Genomic DNA, 22153 nt, shown 5'->3' on the forward strand with positions numbered 1-22153 from the left:
TTTACGATGAGAAGGTGTTGAGACTGTTTAAGCTGTTGGGGAACAAACGGTTAATCATTCTATTATTCGGACTTATTTTGTTTATCGCATTGATGGGCTTCACCTTGGGCGGGCGGCTGAAGATGTCTTGGCCGGAGAAAATCGTGCACGATACGGTAACGTTCGTGCAGCAGCTGGTGTATAAGCCGGCGTCCTATATAGCCAATTTTTTTCATGATATCGCGACCTTGAAGGAACTGCATGAAGAGAATGAGCGCCTTAAGATTGTGGAGGCCCATTACATACGCGACAAAGCTTATTACAGCGAAGTTCAGGCCACGAACGAGCGGCTGATGGAGGAGCTGAAGTTCACCGAGCGCCAGAAGCAGCTCAATCTGCCGTATGAGTACCGGATTGCGCAAGTATCCTCCATTAACGTAGCCGATCCGTTCAACCAGACGCTGAATCTCAATCTTGGGGAGATCAACGGCGTCCGGCAAGGGATGCCTGTCATCTCTGTCGATGGCGTAGTGGGGACGATCAGCCGCGTGTACGAATTCTCCTCCACCGTTCAGTTGCTGACCAATCTGGATGAGAAGGACCCGAATTCGCGCCCGATTTCGGCGACCGTGCTTGGCAAAAGCGATTCCTTCGGCATGATTGAATCGTATGATCACAGCAGCGGCACCTTCACGATGACGCGGATAGAAGAGAACGACAAGGTGAAGGTGGGAGATACGATTATTTCCTCCGGCTTCGGCGGGGTCTTCCCGGGAGGGCTGATTATCGGCACCGTCGTCTCCCTGCAGCAAGGAGACCTTGGACTGACGCGTACCGCCACCATCGAACCGGCGGCCACCTATCGCGACTGGCGGGAGCTGTTCATCGTCTTCACGCCCGATCCGGAAGTGAACGGCTCGAAGAAAGAGGATAAGTGATGAACCGGAATTGGATGATTGGTTTTATGTTCGTGCTGTTCATATTGGAGGGGACGCTGCTTCCGCTCATCATTCCGGATATGTGGCAGGGGCGCATTATTCCGCAGTTCATCTTCATCGCAGTGCTCTATCACGGGGTCTATCAGCATCGTCATACGGCGCTTATTATGGGACTCGCGTTCGGGTTTTTGCAGGATATCGTATACTATGGGCATATGATTGGCCCGCATGCGTTCAGCATGGGGCTGCTCGGCTATTTGGCGGGGCTTCTTTTTCCGGGACGGAACATCACGCTCATACCGATGATGGCGGCGGCGGTCATGGGAAGCTTTTTGTACCAGACGATACTGTTCGCTATCTATTCGCTGTTTAATTTGAGCAAAATGACGTATGAAGTTGCGCTTTTCGACTATTTGATTCCGAGTCTGTTCGTACAGCTGCTGTTTGCGCTTGCGATCTATGTTCCGATGCGGAAATGGTTCGATCTACAGTCGGGAACCGCTGAAAATGAACAAGACTAAGCAGCCGTCTTTGGGCACTTCGTCCAGGCGGCTGATGCTGTTTTGTTGCGCATTTCAGGGGCTGTAGCCTGGCGGGAAAGGAAATTTGTTCCCGGCCTCGATTGGCGATCGCTCCCCTTCGAGGGGCGTCGACAGAGGTTTTTCTTACGATTCACGGCTTTTTTGCAGGAACTTTTCTTATCCGTCACGAAAAAGATAACCGTGGGGAGGGACATTTCATGACGGCCAAGCCATTGGTAACGATTAAAGGCATGAAAGACGGCCTCGTGTTCCTGCTTGACGATCAGTGCGAATTTACAGACTTGTTGCAAGAGTTGCGCGACAAGCTTGACCATACACCGCATTTTTTCGACGGACCGCTTGTGTATGTCGATGTCAAGTTAGGAGCCCGTACCGCTGCCGATGAGCAAAAGACAGAGATGCTCAACATTTTGAGGCAGCGGGGGAATCTGCTCATCCGTTCTCTGGAATCGGATGCCGATGTCAAGAAGGAAGCGCAAGGGTACCGCGTTCATTCGATGACCGGAATGGTCCGATCGGGGCAGGTGCTCCGCCATGACGGGCATCTGCTGTTCCTTGGCGATGTCAATCCGGGCGGAATGATCATTAGCAGCGGAGACATATTCGTATTCGGCGCCCTGCGGGGAACAGCCCATGCCGGCGTCGACGGAGAGACTGGCTCGGTCATTGCCGCTTCGCTATTTGCGCCGACGCAGCTGCGCATCGCGGATGTCATCAGCCGCCCGCCGGACGAATGGGGGGTATCGCAGGCTCATATGGAATTTGCGTATATCCATGACGGCATGATGCAAATTGACAAAATCTCGCAGCTTCATCGCGTCCGCAAGGACATTACTTTGTTCAAAGGAGTGTAGAGGAACTATGGGAGAGGCTATCGTCGTCACTTCGGGGAAAGGCGGCGTCGGCAAGACGACGACGTCGGCGAATTTGGGGACCGCGCTCGCTCTGCTCGGCAAAAAAGTATGCATGGTCGATACCGATATCGGCTTGCGCAACCTGGATGTCGTCATGGGGCTGGAAAATCGCATCATCTATGATATTTGCGACGTGGCCGACGGCCGCTGCCGATTGAATCAAGCGCTTGTCAAGGATAAGCGGTTCGATGAATTGTATATGCTGCCTGCCGCCCAGACCAAAGACAAGGATGCGGTCTCGCCGGAGCAAGTGAAGGATATTATTCTCGAATTGAAAAAGGATTATGAATATATTATTATCGATTGCCCTGCCGGCATCGAACAGGGCTTCAAAAACGCCATCGCCGGGGCGGACCGCGCGATTGTCGTGACGACACCGGAGAATGCGGCGGTCCGCGATGCCGATCGCATTATCGGCTTGTTGGAAAATGCGAATGTCGGGTCCCCGAAGCTGATCGTGAACCGGATCCGCTCCAGCATGGTGAAGAGCGGAGAGATGCTCGATCTGGACGACATTTTGCAGGTCCTGAATATCGAGCTTCTTGGAATCGTGCCGGATGATGAGCTCGTCATTCGGGCCGCGAATGCAGGGGAGCCGACTGTAATGAACCCGGATTCCCGGGCCGCGGTGGCTTACCGCAATATCGCCCGGCGGATTCTGGGGGATACGGTCCCGTTAATGCCGCTTGATCAGAAGAAGGGCGTGCTGACGCGGATGAAGAAGTTTTTTGGGATGGGTTGATGAGCATTGCTGAACAAACTAAAACGGATCGATTGGGTTATCGTTGGAATTTTGCTTGTGTTTTCGGTTTTCAGCCCGCTTGTCATTTATAGTGCGACCCACGGGGGAGATCCGAGCTTTGCCAATACCGCGATGAAGACGGTTGTTTTCTTTGCGGCCGGCTTTGTCGTCATGTTCGCAACCGCGTTGTTCGATTACCGGATTCTGCTGAAAATATGGCCGATTACGATGGGAGTAACGATCCTGTTGCTCGTCGGCATCTTCTTTTTCGGCTCCAATCTGAACGGCGCAATCGGCTGGTACAATATTGGAGCGTTCTCGTTCCAGCCAGCGGAGATAGCCAAGATTGCGCTTATTTTCGCTTTGGCCCAGCTGCTGGGACGGCGCGGCGGGGATCCGCTTACGTTCACCAAAGACTTGGTGCCGGTGGCGCTTGTCACGCTGGTGCCGTTCACGCTCGTCGTTGTCCAGCCGGATTTGGGCAACGCCATCATCTATATTGTGATTTTCATCGGCATGCTCTGGATCGGGGGGATTAAGCTGCGGCATGTGCTGATTGGTCTCCTGGCCGTCTCTCTGCTGGCCGGGTCGGTCTATGTCGCCTTCACGACATTCCGGGAAGAGACCAAGGCGTTTTTTACCGATGTCGTCAAGCATCAGCACTGGTTCACGCGCATCGATACGTTCATTAATCCGTCCTTGGCATCGTCGGATGCCAATCATCAATCCAAATACGCCATGATCGCGATCGGTTCCGGAGGGTTGTCCGGAGACGGGTATATGAAGGGGGAATTGAAGCGAAGAAGCTTCATTCCGTACACGTACTCGGACGCGATCTTCGTCGTCATCGGGGAGGAATTCGGCTTCCAAGGCTCATCGATCCTGCTGCTGCTCTACTTCTTGCTGATATACAGGATGATTCTCATCGCCTTCCAGTGCTTTGACTTGAGGGGCTCCTATATCATCATCGGCATCGTATCCATGTTCGTCTTTCAGATTCTTGAAAATATCGGCATGATGATCGGTCTGATGCCGGTGACGGGGATTACGCTGCCCTTCATCAGCTACGGCGGAACTTCCTTGTTGCTGAATATGTTTTGCATCGGGTTGGTGATGAGCATACGGATATATCAAGAGAAGTATCAGATTGAAGATTGAAGCTTGAAGTCGATAGAATAGGTGGGAAAAGAGAGGTTTTACTGTCTGCATCCGCTTGGAGGATGTAGACAGTAAGGCCTTTTTTGATCAGGAGCAGAAGAGAACGGAGCATCTAGTGTTCGGATCCCGGGAGAAGGTGAACAACCTCGGTCTTACTGGCCAATTGCCGTTCAGCCTCTTAATAGGCAATATCCTTGCCCGTCTCTTATGAACGGTATCTCTTTCTGTCTCGTATGAACAGTGCCCCTTTTAGTCTCGTATGAACAGTGTCCCTTTCTGTCTCTTATGAACGATATCCCCGAAACTCAGGCAGTGAAGTAAGTTCGTAAGCTTTTTATGAATGGTCTCCCTGAAGCTCAGGTTCCTTCACAGCACTGCATGCTGCCTTATTAACAGTATCCCTATAGCGCAGGAAGTAAAGATGTCTCTAAACAGGAAGTAAATATAGATGCCTCTAAGCACGAAGTACATACAGATGTCCTAAGATGAAGCGAACTATCCCAAAGAATCAGGAGCAACGAAGGGAGTAGGTGACTTTTCGGATTCTTATGCTCGCTATCCCCGAGGTTCAGCATACGCAGTATCCCCTTAATTCAGGATGATGGGTCGAGGAATGATAGGGATGTAAACTATCGGTTAAAAAAGATGATGGGCGAAGAGCGAGATAAGTTAGGAGCAGCGGAGAGAGACTTAATGACTCAGTGAAAACTTTCTACCAAGCAATGGACGTCTGCATTCAATGCCTGGGAATGGTGCGTGCTAATTCTAGTCGGCAAAAGTACAGGTTCTGCCTGGATTCTTTTAGGCAGCTCTAAGAGAACGGGCGTAAGATTTTGAGGCGGCGAATCTCGTTAAGTACCGGTGCCTGGCCCCGTTATCGGCACAGCATACCGCGGCCAAGAACCCCCAGCCAGCGGCTTGGCGAGCGACGGCATTTTCACGGTAACAAAATTCATCCAAATAATTCTGCAAATACTTTCCGCTTACCCCGCGAAACGTCTCGCAGAGCCATCGTTGTGCTTGTCTGAACACTGTATATAATGGACTGTTATGCTTGACTCGAAAGCGCTGGCGGATTATGGATATCATGGATTCGGGAGCAGAGACATGTTCGGCGATAAAGCGGTCGCGGCCGCAAGGAAGCAGCAGCTTGCCCGACATGTGACGCCGGTTAACCTGCTTCATTTTATACTGATGTTCCGCCCCATTCGGAGCCAGCGAGGCCGCCACAATAATCGGCTGCTCCCGCGGAGCGAGATCAACACTCGGACAAAGACGAGGGCCATTAAAGGCAATAAAGCCATGCACACGATGTTCGAGCCGCTCCTCTTCATCGGCACAGCTCATGGCGGTACGAATCTTATGGAGCATCGCCCACGCCGTCTTGTAGGTAACATGGATAATCGAACGAAGTCTGACCGCATTAATCCCTTCCTTTGGATTGGAGACAAGCCAAATGGCAACGATCCATTTCCGCAAGGAAGTTCTGCTGCCCTCAAGGATCGTGCCCGCGATCAAGGATGTCTGATGCCCGCAGTCGCGGCATTCATACAGAGGCAGCCGTCGTGTCCGGATAAAATACGCGCGAACATGCCGGCATTTCGGGCAACGATAGCCGTGAGGCCATTTCAACGCAAATATGGCTGAAACGCAAGATTCTTCTGTAGGGAAATGCTCCATTAACTCCTCTAACGTGCCAATGTTCTTCCAGGTATCCATGACAGCAGCCTCCTCTTAAATTAAAATGATGCAAACGCATGTTCTTGTTTAATTTTACCAAACATATGTTTCCATGTAAACGATTTTGGTGGGATTTAATTGAAATAAATTCCCCAATTGAGGATTTGTCAATTTAATTATTGAAAGCGATAGATTTGAAGGCATCATTTGCCTGAGCCCTTGGGAGTGTTACCGCAGGTCACTGGGGATGCTGCTGCAAGTCCTGAATGCTTGGGATATTCACATAAAGGTTAGCGGATAGAACCAAGTAGCCTGAGAGCTTGGAAGAGGACTCCCTGAGTGCTTCGAAGAGGACACGCCTGAGCGTTTGGGATACTGACCATAAGCTTGCCGATGGGGGATCACAGGACAAATCCTGAGTGCTTGGGAGACTGTGCAAAAGACCGGGAACACCATGTATGCACGGAGTATGCACGGAATCGGGCACGAAAGGTGTAGAAGCCCGGCGGCAGACAACCTAAAAAAGATGAGGCCAGCCAAGTGTCTGCGTCCAACCCAAAGAACAAAAAGGCGTAAAGTGTTCGCCGGCACTCCAATGAAGGGGAGTAGCATGGACAATCCGCAGAGGATGGGCTTGTTCATAACCGGTGAGAGCTTGTCATACACATGGTAATAGAGGATTCGTTTGATTAGGGGTGAAGACTTGATTTTCGGTAAAAGCAGAGGACATTACGTATCCAGGCAAATATCATGCAAGAGGAGATCAAGGAAGGGATGAGGGAGCCATGATCGAGGATATTCGCCGTCGGCGGCAAGAACGAATTCGGGAAATCATCAGTCAGGAACAGCGGTCATCCGAGGAGGAACGACGGCATAATGCCGGAACGTCCTTACTGCCCGTCCATCACCCGGTGCAGGAGCCGCCGAGTACTCGACCCGCCCAGACGGCTGGACCTAAGGTGGTCGAGATTCCCGCCGAGAGCGACGAGTTGGAGGTTCATCCTTCGCTTCGCTTGAGCGAGCTGGAGCTTCTCGCCGATTCGACCGATCCGGAACGGATGTGGAAGGCGTCGCGGCGGCAATGGCATGAACGCTACGGATGGGAGCAGGAACGAAACGGCGGATTCTGGCGATCTTTTCGCACGCGAATGGTTCTGTCCGTCCTGTTGTTCGCGGCTGCGTTCGCGATTTTCCGCTTCCCTGCGGATTGGAATGAGCCGGCGCGGCAATGGATCGGACGGAGCTTGACCGAGGAAATGGATATGCGCCCAATAGCGGCCTGGTATGAACGAACCTTCTCCGGCTCGCCCTCTTTTATCCCGCTGTTCCAAGGGAAGCGGAATGATACGGCATCGGTTCAAGGGGGACTGTCGCTGCATCCCCCCGTCAAAGGGACGGTGCTGCAGCCGTTCGATATGAACCGCAACGGGATCCGGATTGCTGCCGAGACCGGAACCGAGGGTTCTGCCGAGGTGGTGAGCGTGGCGACGGGAAGGGTAACGGAAGTAAACCGCCGGGCTGAGGATGATATCCAGATTACGGTTCAGCATGCTTCGGGCGTGGTCAGCATATACGGCGGTCTCGCCGCCAGCGAAGTGAAAGTGAACGATTGGCTGGAAGAGGGGGAGGCTGTGGGCACGTTGGGGAGCCCGGAGGGAGATCGCGCGGCGGCGCTTTATTTCGCTCTCTTGCGGGACGGGGAATACATTGATCCGACGGATGTGATCGCTTTTGATTAAATGGGGAGGAACCGTTTATACACTGCATCCTTTGTTTATCCTCCTGTTGGCCATGGCGGCCGTGACGGGATATATTTTGGAGCTGCTGACTCTGTTCGTTATCGTGATTGTGCATGAAATGGGTCATGTCACTGTGGCGCGCATGTTCGGATGGACGATCTCGGAAGTGAAGCTGCTGCCCTTCGGCGGGGTGGCGGAGACGGAAGACGGAAGTCTGGCTCCGGCCTGGCAGGAGTGGCTGGTCATGGCCGCAGGACCGCTCCAGAACGGGATCATGATCGGACTTGCCCTGTTGTTCGAGCAGTGGGGGTGGTGGGGGAGCGCCTGGACGGACGATTTCATTCGGGCGAATGCGTTCATCGGATTGTTCAATCTGCTTCCGGTGCTGCCCCTCGATGGCGGACGTATGCTGCAAGCGGCCGCATCGCTGTGGTTCAGTTATTACAAGACGCTGCTTATCGGGGCCAGAGTGAGCATGGCGGTCAGCGCTGCGATTGCGGCGTACAGCCTCATTCCGGTGTTCACGGGCGGAAAAGTGAATCTGAACCTGCTTGTGCTGGGAATCTTCCTCTTGTGGTCCAATTGGGAGGAGTGGAAGAACGTGCCTTACCGTTTTCTGCGCTTCCTGATGTCCCGTCCCGCCCGGCTTCGCAAATGGGAACGGAGCGGCTGTCTTGGCCGGCCGATCGTGGCGGAGAACGGCTGGCCGCTATCCGGGCTGCTGCGCTTGATTCGCCGGGACGAGTATCATTTTATTTATGTCATGGACCCGGAAGGCGCAATTAAGCACATCATTCCCGAGCAGCGGGCGATTGATGCCTATTTTGACGAGCCCGGGGGACAGCGCAAGTGAGCGGCTGGCGCATCGGACCGGCTGCCGCCTCCGTTTTTCTATTATTTTGATCGGAAAGCATACCGGTTTGGTATGTTCAGTGCCTCCCGCTTCATGTTACAATGGAAGATGACGCGCTGTAACAGAGGTGATACCATGAAACAAATGATTGTTCACTGCGAGGAACAAGTCACGCAAATGGCATTGTTGGAACATGGTCGGCTCGTCGAATATGCAGTCGAACAGGCTACGGGAACTACGTCGGTCGGAAGCTTTTACAAGGGCCGCGTAGTGAATGTTCTTCCGGGAATGCAGGCTGCATTTGTGGACATCGGTCAGAAGAAGAACGCATTTCTGTATGTTGATGATTGTTTGCACCCGCATTTGGAGAAGCAGCCGAAGCAGAAGCCTCCGATAACCAGCTTGCTTCGTGTTGGACAGGAGCTTATTGTCCAAGTGATGAAGGAGGCGCTGGGAGGCAAGGGCGCCCGTGTGACGACCCATTACTCGCTGCCAGGCCGCTATTCGGTCTATATGCCTAACGCCGATTATATCGGAGTATCCAAGAAGATTGAGCAGGAAGCGGAACGAACCCGCCTGAAGCAGCTTGCCGAAGAGCTGCGCGAGAACGAGGAAGGCATGATTATCCGCACCGTGGCGGAGGGAGAGTCGCGAGAGACGCTGCAAGGCGATATCGAGACGCTTCGCGAGCTGTGGGAGCGAATTACGCTTCGTTCGGCGCAAGCGGAAGCGCCTGCCTTGCTGCACCATGATCTGAACATGGTGGAGCGGCTGGTGCGGGACGCCTTCTCGCGGGATGTCGATCAACTGCTGATTGACAACGTCCGCCAAGCCGAGCGGTTACATACGTTCGTTCGATCGGTGGCCCCTGATTTGGAGAACCGGATTCATACGTATAGGGAAGCGGAGCCGTTGTTCCGGCGCTATCATGTCCAGGAACAGCTGGACAAGGCGTTCCAGCGCAAAACCTGGCTGGAAAGCGGCGGCTATTTGGTATGGGACCAGACGGAAGCTTTAACCGTTGTCGATGTGAACACGGGGAAATATACGGGGACAAGCCATCTCGAAGAGACCGTGTATACTACGAATATGGAAGCTGCGGAGGAAATCGCGCGTCTCATCCGTCTGCGGGATATCGGAGGCATCATCATTGTCGATTTCATCGACATGGATACGGAAGAGCATCGGCAGCACGTGGTCGAACGGCTGGAGGCGATGATGAGGAAAGACAGGACGAAATGTCTTGTCGTCGGCTGGACGAAGCTTGGCCTGCTGGAGCTGACCCGCAAAAAAGTGCGGGAGCAGGTGATGAACCAGTTCCTTCAGCCATGTTCCTCTTGCGGGGGAAGCGGATGGGAGCCTGCACAAATTCCCAGCCGTTAATGACACCCGAAAGGTTGTATTTTGTAATTAATTGTGCTACAATCTATAAGTATGTGTCTAGTGAAGTTGCTTACACATGCTGTAACCGCTCCGGACAGGTTCCAAGCATGAGGCTGGAAGCAGCATCATCACCTGATTCAGGCGAGTCTGAGACATGAGGAGGTGCAACACAATGTATGCAATTATCGAAACTGGCGGCAAGCAGTACAAAGTTCAAGCGGGCGATGTATTGTACATCGAGAAGCTGAACGCTGCTGAAGGCGAGAGCGTAACATTCGATCGCGTATTGGCGGTATCGAAGGACGGCGGCCTCGTTACAGGCACACCGGTTGTATCCGGCGCTGCGGTAACGGCGAAGGTAGAGAAGCATGGAAAAGGCGCGAAAATTGTCGTGTACAAGTACAAAGCGAAAAAGAACTACCGTCGCAAGCAAGGTCATCGCCAACCGTACACAAAAGTAACGATCGAGAACATTCAGGCGTAAGAGGTGCCGGATGATTCGCGTTACAATTAGGCGGAAGCCGGATCGATCTATCGCGGGCTTCTCGATTGAGGGCCACGCGGATTATGCTCCCCATGGGGAAGACATCGTATGTGCGGGTGTCTCGGCCGTGTCGGTGGGCGCAGCCAATGCCATTGAGGTTCTGACTGGCGTCGAACTGGAGTGCGAGATGAAGGACGGCTTTTTGAGCGGAACGGTTCCGTTCATCGAGCGGAAGGACATCGAAGCGCAGGTTCAGTTGCTGCTGGAATCGATGATCATTGGGTTGCAAAGTATCGAAGCTTCATACGAATCGTATCTTCAAATAGAAGAACTAATGACAACATAAAGGAGGTAGACAACATGTTGAAACTGAATCTTCAGTTGTTCGCATCCAAGAAGGGCGTAGGCTCCACGAAGAACGGCCGTGACAGTATTTCCAAGCGTCTTGGCGTGAAGCGCGCAGACGGCCAAGTGGTTACAGCCGGCAGCATCTTGGTCCGCCAACGCGGCACGAAGGTCCATCCAGGCAACAACGTGGGCATCGGCAAAGATGACACGCTGTTCGCAAAAGTGGAAGGCGTCGTGAAGTTCGAACGATGGGGTCGCGACCGTAAAAAAGTGAGCGTCTACCCGGTGGAAGCTGCACCTGTTGCAGCAGCTGTGGAGAACTAAGACGATAGAAGAAACCCTCGGCTAGTGCCGAGGGTTTTTTTTAACCGGCTGCGGCTCATTTTTCTTGGACGCCCTCCCTTGCGCATGATATACTGAAGATTGGGGAGTCTGTACATAAATGGAAGAACGGAATGATGAGCGGGGAGCCGGAATATGAATAGTTTGCGATTGAAGCTGGGAGGCTGCATCGCGGCAGCGGCTGCATGCGCCGTCACTGTCATTGGATGGCCTTTATCATTCACTTGGAGATTCGTGCTAATTCTCGTCATGGCGGTGATGTTGAGCCTCTGCGGGTTCTTGTTATACCGGGAAGAGCGGGTGCGGCGGGAGCGTGTGGAGCGTTCTCTGGCGACGTCTGCCCTCCAGCTGATGAACCATCAGCGCCATGACTGGATGAATGATCTGCAATTGGTGTACGGTTATGTTCGATTGAAGAAGTTCGATAAATTGCCGGAATGTGTAGAGACTATAAAAGAGCGAATGGCGGAGGAAAGCCGGATTGCCAAGCTCGGCGTGCCGGAGCTGGTGATGTTCCTGATGCAGCAGCGGCTGTCCGGCAGCATGATGCCGCTCCGGATCGAGATACCGGAACCGATTGAATTGAACCGGATGGATTTGTCCGTCGATCCGTGCAAGCTGTCCGAGTCGGTTATGGCTTCCGTTCAAGCGTTTCGCTTTGCGGCGAAGGCCCCGAATGACGGGATGAATCCGCTAAGCGTCGAATTTGCCAAGGAGGACGGCCGGCTCGTCATTTGCTATCAATACGAGGGCATCTTATCGAATCCGGATGAAGTGGAATCCAAATTGAAGCATATCGCGTCTGTAGGCGGCCTGCGGCTGGAGCGATCGTCAGCGCAGCAGAACGAAGAGCACGAAGCCTACCGCATTGTCGTGCCTTGCAACGCATAATGGGGTGACAGCATGTTTGTAGATAAGACGAAAATATACGTAAAAGGCGGCGATGGAGGCGACGGTCTCGTCGCGTTCCGCCGGGAGAAGTATGTCGCGATGGGCGGACCGGCCGGCGGCGACGGCGGAAATGGCGGGGACGTCATTTTTCGCGTTGACGAAGGTTTGCGCACACTGGTTGATTTCCGCTACCAGAAGCACTTTAAGGCCAGCCGCGGGGAGAAGGGGCGGAACAAGAGCCAGCATGGCGCCAATGCGGAGCATATGATTGTGCGGGTTCCGCCGGGAACGGTCGTTATCGATGATGACACCCAAGAGGTTATCGCCGATCTGACCCGCCACGGGCAAGAGGTTGTCGTCGCCAAGGGCGGACGCGGAGGCAGAGGAAATATGCGCTTCGCCACCCCGGCGAATCCGGCGCCGGAGCTGGCGGAGCATGGGGAAGAAGGTCAGGAGCGCTGGGTCGTGCTGGAACTTAAGGTGATGGCGGATGTCGGCCTGGTCGGATTCCCTAGCGTCGGCAAATCGACGCTTCTGTCCGTCGTGTCGGGGGCGAAGCCGAAGATCGGCGCCTATCATTTCACGACGATTACCCCGAATCTGGGGGTCGTGGACATCGGGGACGGGCGAAGCTTCGTGATGGCGGACCTGCCGGGCCTGATCGAGGGCGCCAGCGAAGGAGTCGGATTGGGACATGAATTTCTCCGCCATATCGAACGTACCCGGATTATTATCCACGTCGTGGACATGGCGGGAACCGAAGGGCGCGATCCGTTCGACGATTGGGTCAAAATTAACGATGAGCTGAAACAATACAACGAGAAGCTGGCGGAACGCCCGCAGATCGTGGCCGCGAATAAAATGGACATGCCTCAGGCGGAAGAGAACCTGGAAGCGTTCCGCGAGCAGGTGCGGGGCCTGAAGGGCGAGGAGGTTGAGATTATGCCGATCTCCTCCTTGACGAAGCAGGGAATCCAGGAGCTGCTCTACAAGGCTATGGATATGCTGGAACGTCTTCCGGAGACGCATGTCGAAGAGGTCGCCGACGTCGAGGAGCGCAAAATCTACCGCTATAAGAAGAAAGAGGAGAAGCCTTCCTTCACGATCCGGCGGGAGAATGACGCGTTCGTCGTCGAGAGCGAGGCGATTGAAGGCATGTTGAAGCGGATGCAGATGACCTCGCATGACGCGATTCTGCGGTTCGCGCGCACGCTTCGCCGCATGGGAGTGGATGAAGAGCTGCGCAAGCGCGGCGCAGAGGACGGCACCATCATCCGGATCGGCGACTTCGAGTTCGAATTCGTCGAAGGCAGCAGCTACTATTGAGGATATAAGGAAGACCGCAGGCCTTGATGCAGGCATGCGGTCTTTTCGCTATCGTCCCTGCCCCGGGGAAGGGGTGCCATGCGCATCCAGCTTCGCGAGATCTTCCGAAGCCAGGCGAAGCCGGACCGCCTGAGCGCTGTCGCGGATCGATTGCGGCCGGGTCGCTCCCGGAATCGGAAGCAACTGCGGGGAGCGGGAGAGCAACCATGCCAGCACGATCTGGTATGGGCTCGCTTCATAGGCGCTGGCCAGCTCCTGCAGCAGCGGGTCCTGCTGCAATCTGGACGATTGCCCCGGGCCTCCGAACGGACTGTAAGCGACGAACAGAATCCGGCGCGATTCGCAGAAGGCAAGCACGTCCGAGGAGCTTCGGTCGAACAAGTGGTAACGATTCTGAATTGCCGCTACGCTGGCGATGTGCAGGGCCGCCTCGCATTCGGCCACCGAGACATTGGACAGGCCCAGATGCTCGATTTTGCCTTCCTCCTGCAGCCGGCTCAACTCCCCGAACGATTCCTCGAACGGAACGTCCGGATCCGGGGCATGCAAGTAATACAGAGGATGCGCGTCTCTCCGCAGCAGGAGGAGGCTGCGTTCGCAGGCGGCGCGCAGCGATCGCGGATGTCCGCTCCGGATCCAGGCGCCGTCCGGGCGCGCCAGCCCGGACTTGGTGGCGATGATGCACCCGGGAGCCGGCGGGAGCGTGTCCGCGAACAACTGCTCATTATGACCGAGATCATGCTCATTCAAGCTGTAGGTATCTGCCGTATCGAAAAAAGTGATGCCGTTCTCCCAGGCCTCTTTAATCGTGCTCATGGCCTGTTCCTGATCCGGCCTTCCCGGCACGGAAAGCGGAGCTCCGCCGAAGCCGATAGCCGAGATCCGGTAGGAGCCCAATTTTTGGTGATGCATCGATATCCACCTTCCTTAGTCATCATTCATCCCGGCCAAGGATGCCGGAAGAGCAGCGTTAGGTTTATAGGCATATACGTTCAAATTGGGAAAAAGTTACGGTTGGCGAATGTGATCGTTAACCGATCGTTGACCGCTGAAAGGCTGCGCAAATAGGGGCTGCCTTGGCTTGCTGCTTGGCATGATATCCTTTAATATGATGCTAGCAGCAGCTTTATCGCATATACAATCCAGTAGAAGCGGAGAAGTGAACAACTGTGGAACCGGGAAAAAAACCGTTATACGCTCTTATCATAGACGATATAAAGCGGAAAATAGAAGTGGGGAGATATATTGCCGATCAGCAGATTCCGACGGAAATGGAGCTGGCCGCTCAGTTCGGGGTGAGCCGCATTACATCCAAGCGCGCCCTGCTTGAGCTGGAACGGAGCGGGTATATTTACCGCAAGCGGGGAAGCGGCAGCTTCGTCAAAGAGCGTGCCGGGGACAAGGAAGGACTGCTTGGCGGCACATCGGGAGCGCGGCAGCGAATCATTTCGCTTATACTGCCCTATATGGCGGCGAACGGTCATTTGGATTATATAAGGGGAGCGACGGAATATTCGGAGAGCCAAGGCTACTATTTGAGCATTCATTGTACAGACTGGAGTCCCGAGAAGGAAAAGGAATTGCTGACACGCCTTCCGAAGGATGGATTCTCGGGCATCATATTGTACCCGATTAGCTCTATCCATAACATGGAGATGCTTAATCTGCTCTATCTCGACCAATATCCGCTTGTGACGATGGACCAATATTACGACAGCATCCGGGTTCCGAGCGTATGCTCCGATAATTTCCGCGGCGGATATATGGCGGCCCACAAGTTAATCCAGCTGGGCCATCGGCGCATCGCCTTCGTGTCAAGCATCGGCATCGAGTACCGGAGTTCGGTTCGCGATCGTTACTTCGGCTACTGCCAGGCGCTTAAGGACGGAGGCCTTCCAAGCGTCGCCGAGTTGGTCATCACCGATTTCTACCGGCAGGTGAACGCGGATAACAAGGAGGCCTTCTACGCGGAGATGATTCAGAAGCTCTTGGCCAAAAAAGCGACGGCAATTCAAGCCGAGCATGACGAACTGGCGCTCGATCTGCTGAGAGCTTGCTTGGCATCGAATATCCAGGTGCCGGAGCAGGTGTCGATCGTCGGCTTCGACGACGAGGAAGCGTCGCGGCATTGCGATGTTCCCCTCGCGACCGTGCTGCAAAATAAGTACGAGATTGGACGCCGGGCAGCGCAAGCCGTCATTGATGCGGTCGAACGGCGGAAGCCGGAGGAGCGGCGGATGCTGGTTCCGATTCAGCTGCAGGAAAGGCAATCGATAGGCCCCTATACCTGCGGTTGAATATGGTTGTAAGCGGAAACAAGGTAAAAATAGGCAATTTACTTCCCGACGCTTGCGGATAGAATAACCCGTAAAAAATATTCCACGGCAATATCAAGTCTATGGATATTGATCTTCCTTACATAACATGTCACTTGAAAATTATCATACAGAAGAGCATGAGCCTCATCCCGCAATTGGCCGGATGGGGCTTTTCTGTGATTCGGGAAAAAACAAAGTTAAAACGAAGGAAAAAGGCATTTGATTATCGTACAATTCGTGTATAATGAATCCAATTTTAATTGTTGACTCTTCTCCTATTGCCAATCCGCATACGAATCCGCTATAATGTCCTCTATAAGAAAACAAAAGTCTTTTTACGGAGGACTGCACATGGCAGAGCGATACTACTTGGTACGGGAAGATATTTTACCGGATGCGGTGGTCAAGACGGTACGGGCGAAGCAGCTGCTCGCCGCCGGAGAGGTCAAGACCGTTCACGAGGCTGCGGAGCGGGTCGAGCTAAGCCGCAGCGCGTTCTATAAGTATAAAGACGGCATTTTTCCGCTGAACCAACTGGAGCGGGAGCGCATCGTGACGATTTCGCTGGATTTGGAGCACCGATCGGGCATCCTCTCGAAGGTGCTCAGCTCGGTGGCCGCTTTCGAGGGCAACGTGCTCACGATCCACCAGACGATTCCGCTGCAGGGGATGGCGAATGTGGTTCTCTCGGTGGAGACATCCCTGATTGCCGAACCGTTCGGCATGATGCTTGAGACGTTGCGCGACATTTCGGGCGTGAAGCGGGTACAGGTTATCGGGCAAGGATGAGACGGGCCGCTTGCCGGCGCAGGCCATGAACGCGGGACATGAGCGGGTGGCCACTGGACATAATATTTCTTTTTCAATACACATAGACAGATTGCGTGATGCGAAGGGGAGGAACGAGATGAAGCCAATCAAAGTAGGACTTTTGGGGCTGGGCACCGTAGGCACGGGTGTCGTTCGCATTGTTGAAGCCTATCAGGAGGATCTGGCGAGCCAGGTCGGATCGCCGATTCGGATCGGGAAGGTGCTCGTCAAAGATATGAGCAAGTCCCGCAGCATTCATGTGCCGGATCATTTGCTTACGGAAGATGCGCGGGATATTATCGACGATCCGGAGATCGACGTCGTTGTCGAGGTGATGGGCGGCATCGAGCCGACCAAGGCGTACATTATGGAGGCGTTGGATCGCGGCAAGCATGTCGTGACCGCGAATAAAGATCTGATCGCGCTCCACGGGCGGGAGATCAAGGCGAAGGCGAAGGAGAAGCGCTGCGATGTGTTCTACGAGGCGAGCGTCGCCGGCGGCATTCCAATCATTCGCACGCTGATGGAAGGCTTCTCTTCCGACCGGATTACGAAGATTATGGGGATCGTCAACGGGACGACCAATTATATTTTATCGAAGATGAGCCAGGAAGGGGCCGGCTATGAAGAGGTGCTGCAGGAAGCGCAGCAGCTCGGCTATGCCGAAGCGGATCCGACCTCGGATGTGGAAGGGCTGGACGCGGCGCGCAAGATGGCGATTCTCGCGACGCTAGGCTTCCATGCGGACGTCTCTCTGGAAGACGTGGAAGTGCGCGGCATCTCCCGGATCAAGAAGGAAGATATCGCTTTTGCCAAAAAATTGGGCTATGAAATGAAGCTGCTGGGCATCGCTGAACGGCAGGATGATCAGATTAGCGTCGTCGTGCAGCCGACCATGGTCAGCACGGCGCATCCGCTCGCAGCGGTGAACGGCGTGTTCAATGCGGTCTATGTGTATGGGGAAGCCGTAGGCGAGACGATGTTCTATGGTCCGGGCGCCGGCGAGATGCCGACGGCCACCTCGATCGTGGCGGATCTGGTCGCGGTCATCAAGAACATGAAGCTGGGCGTCAACGGACAGCGCGCCCTGACTCCATACAAGGAGAAGAAGCTTAAATCCGACGAACAGATTGCTTATAAAAACTTCATCCTGCTGCACGTCGAAGACAAGGCAGGAGTGCTGGCGCAAATTACGCAAGTGTTCGCCGAGTATGATGTGAGCCTCGATTCGGTCGTGCAGCAGCCAAATCCGAACAACCCGGATGCGGAAATTATCATTATTACGCATTATGCCAGCCGGGCGAGCATGAATAAGGTATTTGAACATTTCGAACATCTGTCTGTTATCAAGTCGATTAAGAGCGCTTATCGGGTCGAAGGTTGATCGAGCGGCTCCGCATGAATCGGTTGAATCCATACGCAAAGAGGGGAAACAAGAAATGAGATATATGGGATTGCTGGAGACCTACAAGCGCTATTTGCCGGTTAACGAAAATACGCCCATGCTGACGCTGCAGGAAGGCAATACGCCGCTCATTCGGGCGGAGCGCCTGTCGGAAGAGCTCGGGCTGGATATGTATTTGAAATATGAAGGCTTGAATCCGACCGGATCCTTCAAGGATCGCGGGATGGTCATGGCCGTAGCGAAGGCGATGGAAGAAGGGAGCCGCACGATTATGTGCGCCTCGACCGGCAACACGTCCGCGGCCGCGGCGGCCTATGCCGCCCGGGGAGGATTGAACTGCATCGTGCTGATCCCGAACAATAACATTGCGCTTGGCAAGCTGGCTCAAGCGATGATTTACGGGGCGAAAGTGATTGCCATCGAGGGCAATTTCGACCGGGCGCTGGAGATCGTGCGCGAGATTACGGCGAAGCATCCGATTACGCTCGTCAATTCGGTCAACCCATACCGGATCGAGGGACAGAAGACAGCGGCCTTCGAGGTGTGCGATCAATTGGGGGCCGCTCCGGACGTGCTCGCCATTCCGGTCGGAAATGCGGGCAATATTTCCGCTTACTGGAAAGGGTTTAAGGAATATCATGCGGCAGGCCATACGGATCGGCTGCCGAGGATGGTCGGCTTCGAAGCGGAAGGCGCCATGGCGATTGTGAAGGGCGAGCCGATTCCGAACCCGGAAACATTGGCGACGGCCATCCGCATCGGGAATCCGGCTAGCTGGAAGACCGCTGTCGAGGCGGCCGAGCAATCCGGCGGCCAGATCAATTACGTGACCGACGATCAAATTATCGAAGCGTATCAGCTTCTGGCGGCGAGAGAAGGCGTCTTCGCCGAGCCGGCCTCGGCTGCCTCGGTGGCCGGCGTGCTGAAGCTGCACCGGGAAGGTTACTTCAACGGCGGAGAATCGGTCGTATGCGTGCTGACCGGACATGGGCTCAAGGATCCGAACATCGCCATCCAGACGGCGGCGAAGGAGCCGCTCGTCGTACCGGACACGGAGGAAGCGGTCATGACGGCGATTCGCGAGCTGGAGGGTGGACAATAATGTGGAAGGAAGAGGGCGTGCTCGTACGCGTGCCTGCCAGCACGGCCAATCTTGGCCCCGGGTTCGATACGCTCGGCATGGCGCTCGAACTCCATTTGTGGGTCGCGATGAAGCCGGCGGAGCAGATGCAGATTCGCCTTCACGGATCCGAGCTTCACGGTCTTCCCCGCGATGAGCGCAATCTGATCTACCGGACGGCTCAAGCGCTGTTCCGGGAAGCGGGAGCAGAGGAGCGTCCGCTCGCCATGGATGTCTACAGCGAGATTCCGCTGACGCGCGGGCTTGGAAGCAGCGCTTCTGCCCTGATCGGCGGGCTGGCTGCCGCGAATTGGCTCATCGGGCAGCCGATGACGGATCAACGGCTGTTCGACATGGCGACGGCCATCGAGCGCCATCCGGACAATGTGGGGGCTTCTCTGTACGGCGGAATTATCGCGGCCATGTGGGATGGCGAGCAGGCTCGCCATATTCGGCTCGAGCCGCCGGCCGGTCTCGGAACGGTCGTGGCCGTTCCGCAGTTCGAGCTCGAGACGAAGAAGGCGCGGCATGTGCTGCCGGAGCGCATCGGCATGGCGGATGCGGTCTACAATATCAGCCGCTCCTCCGTTCTCGTCGCTGCCTTGGCAAGCGGACGCACGGAGCTGCTGGCGGAAGCGATGCGCGACCGGCTTCATCAGCCGTACCGGGCATCGCTGATTCCGGGCATGCCGGGCATTTTGGACGAGGCGGTGCGGCACGGAGCGCTTGGCGTGGCGCTAAGCGGGGCGGGGCCGACGCTTCTCGCCTTCGTGGACAACCGGGAGGAGCACGATCCCTTGCAAGCGTATATGAAGCAAGCGCTTCGCGATCAAGGGGTCGAATCCCTGGTTATGCCGATCGGCATAAGCCGGGAAGGAGCCGTGCTCTGCGGAGTATGGGACGATATGGCGGCGGTCGTCGCCGAGCGTGCGACAGTGCAGGCTTATCACGATAGAAGGAGTTAACTCATTATGGCTAGAATTGCGCTTTTGCCTGAAGGTTCCGTGTCGCATGAGGCCGCGGTCCATCTCGTCGGGGAGCAGCATCAGTTTGATCATTATGCTTTGATATCGGATGTGTTCCAGTCCACGGTTCAAGGCAAGACGGATTACAGCGTCATTCCGATCGAGAATACGATCGAGGGCTCGGTGAATCTGCATATGGATTGGATTGTCCATGAGGTGGATATCCCGTTCCAAGCGGAATGGGTCTATCCGTCGATCCAAAATATTATCGGAAGCCGCGCGGAAATCGATGGCGATTGGTCCCGGGTCGTTAAGGTGATGTCTCACCCGGTCGCAATGGCGCAATGCATGAACTTCATCCGGACCTATCTGCCGCATGCCGAGCTGGAGCATACGGGCAGCACCGCCGAAGCCGTTCATAAGGTCAAGCAGCATCCCGGCCGCGGTTGGGTGGCGATTGGTACCGCTTTGGGGGCGCGTACCCATGGTCTTGATGTACTGGCGCCGGAAGTTACGGATCATAACAATAACTATACGCGGTTCGTCCTTGTCGGCAAGGAGCCGCTGAACCTGGAGCGTTCCGGCAAGCTGAAGACGACGATTCTGGTCATGCTGCCCGAGGATTACCCGGGCGCGCTGCATCAGGTGCTGTCCGCCTTTGCGTGGCGGCGCATCAACTTGTCGCGGATCGAATCGCGTCCGACGAAGCGCCGGCTGGGCAACTATTACTTCTATATTGACGTGGAAATGGGGCTTAACACGGTCCTGCTCCCTTCCGCGCTTGCGGAAATTGAAGCGATCGGGTGCCAGGTGCGAATCCTCGGATCTTATCCAACCTATGCTTTTGAACAAGCTGTACACAAGTAGGCCCAATATACGGAGGTGCTTTTGCCATGTCGCAATGGATATACTTGAACGGACAATATGTCACCAAAGAAAATGCAACGATTTCAGTATATGATCACGGTTTTTTATACGGGGACGGGATATTTGAAGGCATTCGCGTCTACGGCGGCAATATATTTAAATGCCGTGAGCATCTGGAACGGCTGTATGACTCGGCGAAATCGATCATGCTGGACATTCCGCTGACGCTGGAGGAAATGCAGGCTGCGATGGTGGAGACCATTCGGCGGAATGAGCTGCGCGACGGCTATATCCGGCTCATCGTCTCCCGCGGAGCCGGCAATCTTGGCCTCGATCCGCGCCGGTGTCCGAAGGCGAGTGTCATTATTATTGTCGAGCAGCTCGCCATTTATCCGGAGGAAGCTTACCGGAACGGGCTGCGTACCGTCTCGGTGTCCCAACGCCGCAATATCCCGGACGCTTTGAATCCGAAGATTAAGTCGCTCAACTATTTGAACAATATTCTCGTCAAAATCCAGGCGAATCTGGCCGATGTCGGAGAAGCGATTATGTTGAATGCCCAGGGTTATGTCGCCGAAGGCTCCAGCGATAACATTTTTATTATCAAAAAAGGCGTTGTCTACACCCCTCCATGCTACTTGGGGGCGCTGGAAGGCATTACGCGGGCGGCCATTATGGAATTGTGCGGCAAGCTGGGCTACACGCTCAAGGAAGAACCGTTCACTCTCCATGACGTGTATGTCGCGGATGAAGTGTTCTTTACGGGAACCGCTGCCGAAGTCATTGCGGTGCGTGAAGTTGACGGCCGCATTATCGGTTCCGGACAAGCCGGTCCGATGACGCTGAATCTGCTCAAGCATTTCCGCGAGATCGTGACGCAGGACGGCGTCAAGGTGTACGAATAGATGCATATCTGAGTTGCGGACAACTCCTCCCTGAACGCCGGGGAGGATTTTTTTGCATGAAGGGATGTCAAACGCCCATCATCTGCATAGGATGTAGTAATTGATCCTGGGGCAAGTGTCCTGAAAGATAGAGGATGATGAACGTTTGGGAGGTTACAACACGTGAAAATCCATATTGTCAAGAACGGCGAGTCGTTATATTCCATTTCACAAAAATATGATGTTCCGTTAGAGGAATTAATCAAAATGAACCCGCAGCTGAAGGATCCGAATGAGATCGATGCAGGGATGAAGATTAAAGTTCCGTCCTCCAGCCACCCGCAAACGGGGCACGAGATTGTGCACAAGCATGTGGTCAAGGAAGGGGATACGTTGTGGAAGCTGTCGAAGGCATGGGGCGTTCCTTTGCAAGAGATGATTGAAGCGAATCCCCAATTGAAAAAT

At 54.6% G+C, this 22153-nt stretch carries 23 protein-coding genes and 1 other annotated feature (1 of these 24 cut by a window edge); of the genes, 21 read left to right on the top strand and 2 right to left on the bottom strand.

Features of this window, described 5'->3' with window-relative positions; all coding sequences use genetic code 11:
• Positions 1-17: 17 nt before the first annotated feature.
• The 5 genes from mreC to L6439_RS06925 all read left to right on the top strand — a co-directional run bounded on the left by mreC (position 18) and on the right by L6439_RS06925 (position 4273).
• Positions 18-917 carry a rod shape-determining protein MreC gene (gene mreC / locus L6439_RS06905; RefSeq protein WP_172878900.1) on the top strand — a complete coding sequence of 300 codons (900 nt, stop codon included), beginning with the start codon at positions 18-20 and terminating at the stop codon, positions 915-917.
• Positions 917-1438 (top strand): rod shape-determining protein MreD, encoded by a 522-nt coding sequence (gene mreD, locus L6439_RS06910; RefSeq protein ID WP_168182049.1) that lies wholly within the window; start codon positions 917-919, stop codon positions 1436-1438. The genes mreC and mreD overlap by 1 nt, the downstream gene beginning before the upstream one ends.
• A gap of 218 nt (positions 1439-1656) precedes the next feature.
• The gene (gene minC / locus L6439_RS06915; protein ID WP_168182047.1) at positions 1657-2313 is read left to right on the top strand and encodes a septum site-determining protein MinC; all 657 of its coding nucleotides are present in this window, start codon (positions 1657-1659) and stop codon (positions 2311-2313) included.
• Positions 2314-2320: 7 nt separating this feature from the next.
• Positions 2321-3115, top strand: coding sequence for a septum site-determining protein MinD (gene minD, locus L6439_RS06920; protein WP_168182046.1), 795 nt, complete (start codon positions 2321-2323; stop codon positions 3113-3115).
• Between the two features lie 6 nt (positions 3116-3121).
• Positions 3122-4273, top strand: coding sequence for an FtsW/RodA/SpoVE family cell cycle protein (locus L6439_RS06925; RefSeq protein ID WP_168182044.1), 1152 nt, complete (start codon positions 3122-3124; stop codon positions 4271-4273).
• A gap of 801 nt (positions 4274-5074) precedes the next feature.
• Here the strand turns inward: L6439_RS06925 and L6439_RS06930 are convergent.
• Positions 5075-5992 carry a transposase gene (locus tag L6439_RS06930; RefSeq protein WP_213468954.1) on the bottom strand — a complete coding sequence of 306 codons (918 nt, stop codon included), beginning with the start codon at positions 5990-5992 and terminating at the stop codon, positions 5075-5077.
• A gap of 746 nt (positions 5993-6738) precedes the next feature.
• Between L6439_RS06930 and L6439_RS06935 the strand changes: the two genes are divergently transcribed.
• From L6439_RS06935 to obgE, 8 genes are all read left to right on the top strand, one after another.
• Entirely contained in the window at positions 6739-7692 is a 954-nt protein-coding gene (locus L6439_RS06935; protein ID WP_213468955.1) for a M23 family metallopeptidase, read from the top strand.
• Positions 7685-8545, top strand: a complete 861-nt coding sequence (locus L6439_RS06940) for a M50 family metallopeptidase (protein WP_213468956.1) — start codon at positions 7685-7687, stop codon at positions 8543-8545. Before L6439_RS06935 ends, L6439_RS06940 begins: the two co-directional genes overlap by 8 nt.
• A 135-nt stretch (positions 8546-8680) precedes the next feature.
• Positions 8681-9928, top strand: coding sequence for an Rne/Rng family ribonuclease (locus tag L6439_RS06945; RefSeq protein ID WP_168182037.1), 1248 nt, complete (start codon positions 8681-8683; stop codon positions 9926-9928).
• A 73-nt stretch (positions 9929-10001) separates the two neighbouring features.
• Positions 10002-10087, top strand: a sequence feature (ribosomal protein L21 leader region).
• 13 nt (positions 10088-10100) lie between these two features.
• Positions 10101-10412 (top strand): 50S ribosomal protein L21, encoded by a 312-nt coding sequence (gene rplU / locus L6439_RS06950; protein WP_168182034.1) that lies wholly within the window; start codon positions 10101-10103, stop codon positions 10410-10412.
• Positions 10413-10422: 10 nt separating this feature from the next.
• Positions 10423-10758, top strand: coding sequence for a ribosomal-processing cysteine protease Prp (locus L6439_RS06955; RefSeq protein WP_168182032.1), 336 nt, complete (start codon positions 10423-10425; stop codon positions 10756-10758).
• A 14-nt stretch (positions 10759-10772) separates the two neighbouring features.
• Positions 10773-11084 carry a 50S ribosomal protein L27 gene (gene rpmA, locus L6439_RS06960; RefSeq protein ID WP_006284685.1) on the top strand — a complete coding sequence of 104 codons (312 nt, stop codon included), beginning with the start codon at positions 10773-10775 and terminating at the stop codon, positions 11082-11084.
• Positions 11085-11237: 153 nt separating this feature from the next.
• Positions 11238-11993 (top strand): Spo0B domain-containing protein, encoded by a 756-nt coding sequence (locus L6439_RS06965; protein WP_168182030.1) that lies wholly within the window; start codon positions 11238-11240, stop codon positions 11991-11993.
• 12 nt (positions 11994-12005) lie between these two features.
• Complete coding sequence (gene obgE / locus L6439_RS06970) at positions 12006-13319, top strand: GTPase ObgE (protein WP_213468957.1); 1314 nt, start codon at positions 12006-12008, stop codon at positions 13317-13319.
• Positions 13320-13367: 48 nt separating this feature from the next.
• Here the strand turns inward: obgE and L6439_RS06975 are convergent, their stop codons facing one another.
• A complete protein-coding gene (locus L6439_RS06975; RefSeq protein WP_213468958.1) occupies positions 13368-14231 on the bottom strand; it encodes an aldo/keto reductase in 864 nt (287 codons plus the stop codon).
• 320 nt (positions 14232-14551) lie between these two features.
• Between L6439_RS06975 and L6439_RS06980 the strand changes: the two genes are divergently transcribed.
• The 8 genes from L6439_RS06980 to L6439_RS07015 form a co-directional block, all read left to right on the top strand.
• Complete coding sequence (locus L6439_RS06980) at positions 14552-15616, top strand: substrate-binding domain-containing protein (RefSeq protein ID WP_237096773.1); 1065 nt, start codon at positions 14552-14554, stop codon at positions 15614-15616.
• 372 nt (positions 15617-15988) lie between these two features.
• Positions 15989-16426, top strand: a complete 438-nt coding sequence (locus tag L6439_RS06985; protein WP_006676703.1) for an ACT domain-containing protein — start codon at positions 15989-15991, stop codon at positions 16424-16426.
• Positions 16427-16544: 118 nt separating this feature from the next.
• Complete coding sequence (locus tag L6439_RS06990) at positions 16545-17831, top strand: homoserine dehydrogenase (protein ID WP_213468960.1); 1287 nt, start codon at positions 16545-16547, stop codon at positions 17829-17831.
• 55 nt (positions 17832-17886) lie between these two features.
• Positions 17887-18954: a threonine synthase gene (thrC, locus tag L6439_RS06995; protein ID WP_213468961.1), complete on the top strand. Its 1068-nt coding sequence runs from the start codon at positions 17887-17889 to the stop codon at positions 18952-18954.
• Positions 18954-19937 (top strand): homoserine kinase, encoded by a 984-nt coding sequence (gene thrB, locus L6439_RS07000; protein ID WP_213468962.1) that lies wholly within the window; start codon positions 18954-18956, stop codon positions 19935-19937. Before thrC ends, thrB begins: the two co-directional genes overlap by 1 nt.
• 6 nt (positions 19938-19943) lie before the next feature.
• The gene (gene pheA / locus L6439_RS07005) at positions 19944-20804 is read left to right on the top strand and encodes a prephenate dehydratase (RefSeq protein ID WP_168182017.1); all 861 of its coding nucleotides are present in this window, start codon (positions 19944-19946) and stop codon (positions 20802-20804) included.
• 26 nt (positions 20805-20830) lie between these two features.
• Complete coding sequence (gene ilvE / locus L6439_RS07010; protein WP_213468963.1) at positions 20831-21709, top strand: branched-chain-amino-acid transaminase; 879 nt, start codon at positions 20831-20833, stop codon at positions 21707-21709.
• 162 nt (positions 21710-21871) lie between these two features.
• On the top strand, positions 21872-22153 hold the beginning of the coding sequence (locus tag L6439_RS07015) for a LysM peptidoglycan-binding domain-containing protein (RefSeq protein WP_213468964.1). The gene runs 1587 nt beyond the window's last position; only the first 282 of its 1869 coding nucleotides appear in the window; it begins with the start codon at positions 21872-21874; the stop codon falls past the right edge of the window.

The sequence above is a fragment of the Paenibacillus dendritiformis genome (assembly GCF_021654795.1).
GTDB lineage: Bacteria > Bacillota > Bacilli > Paenibacillales > Paenibacillaceae > Paenibacillus_B.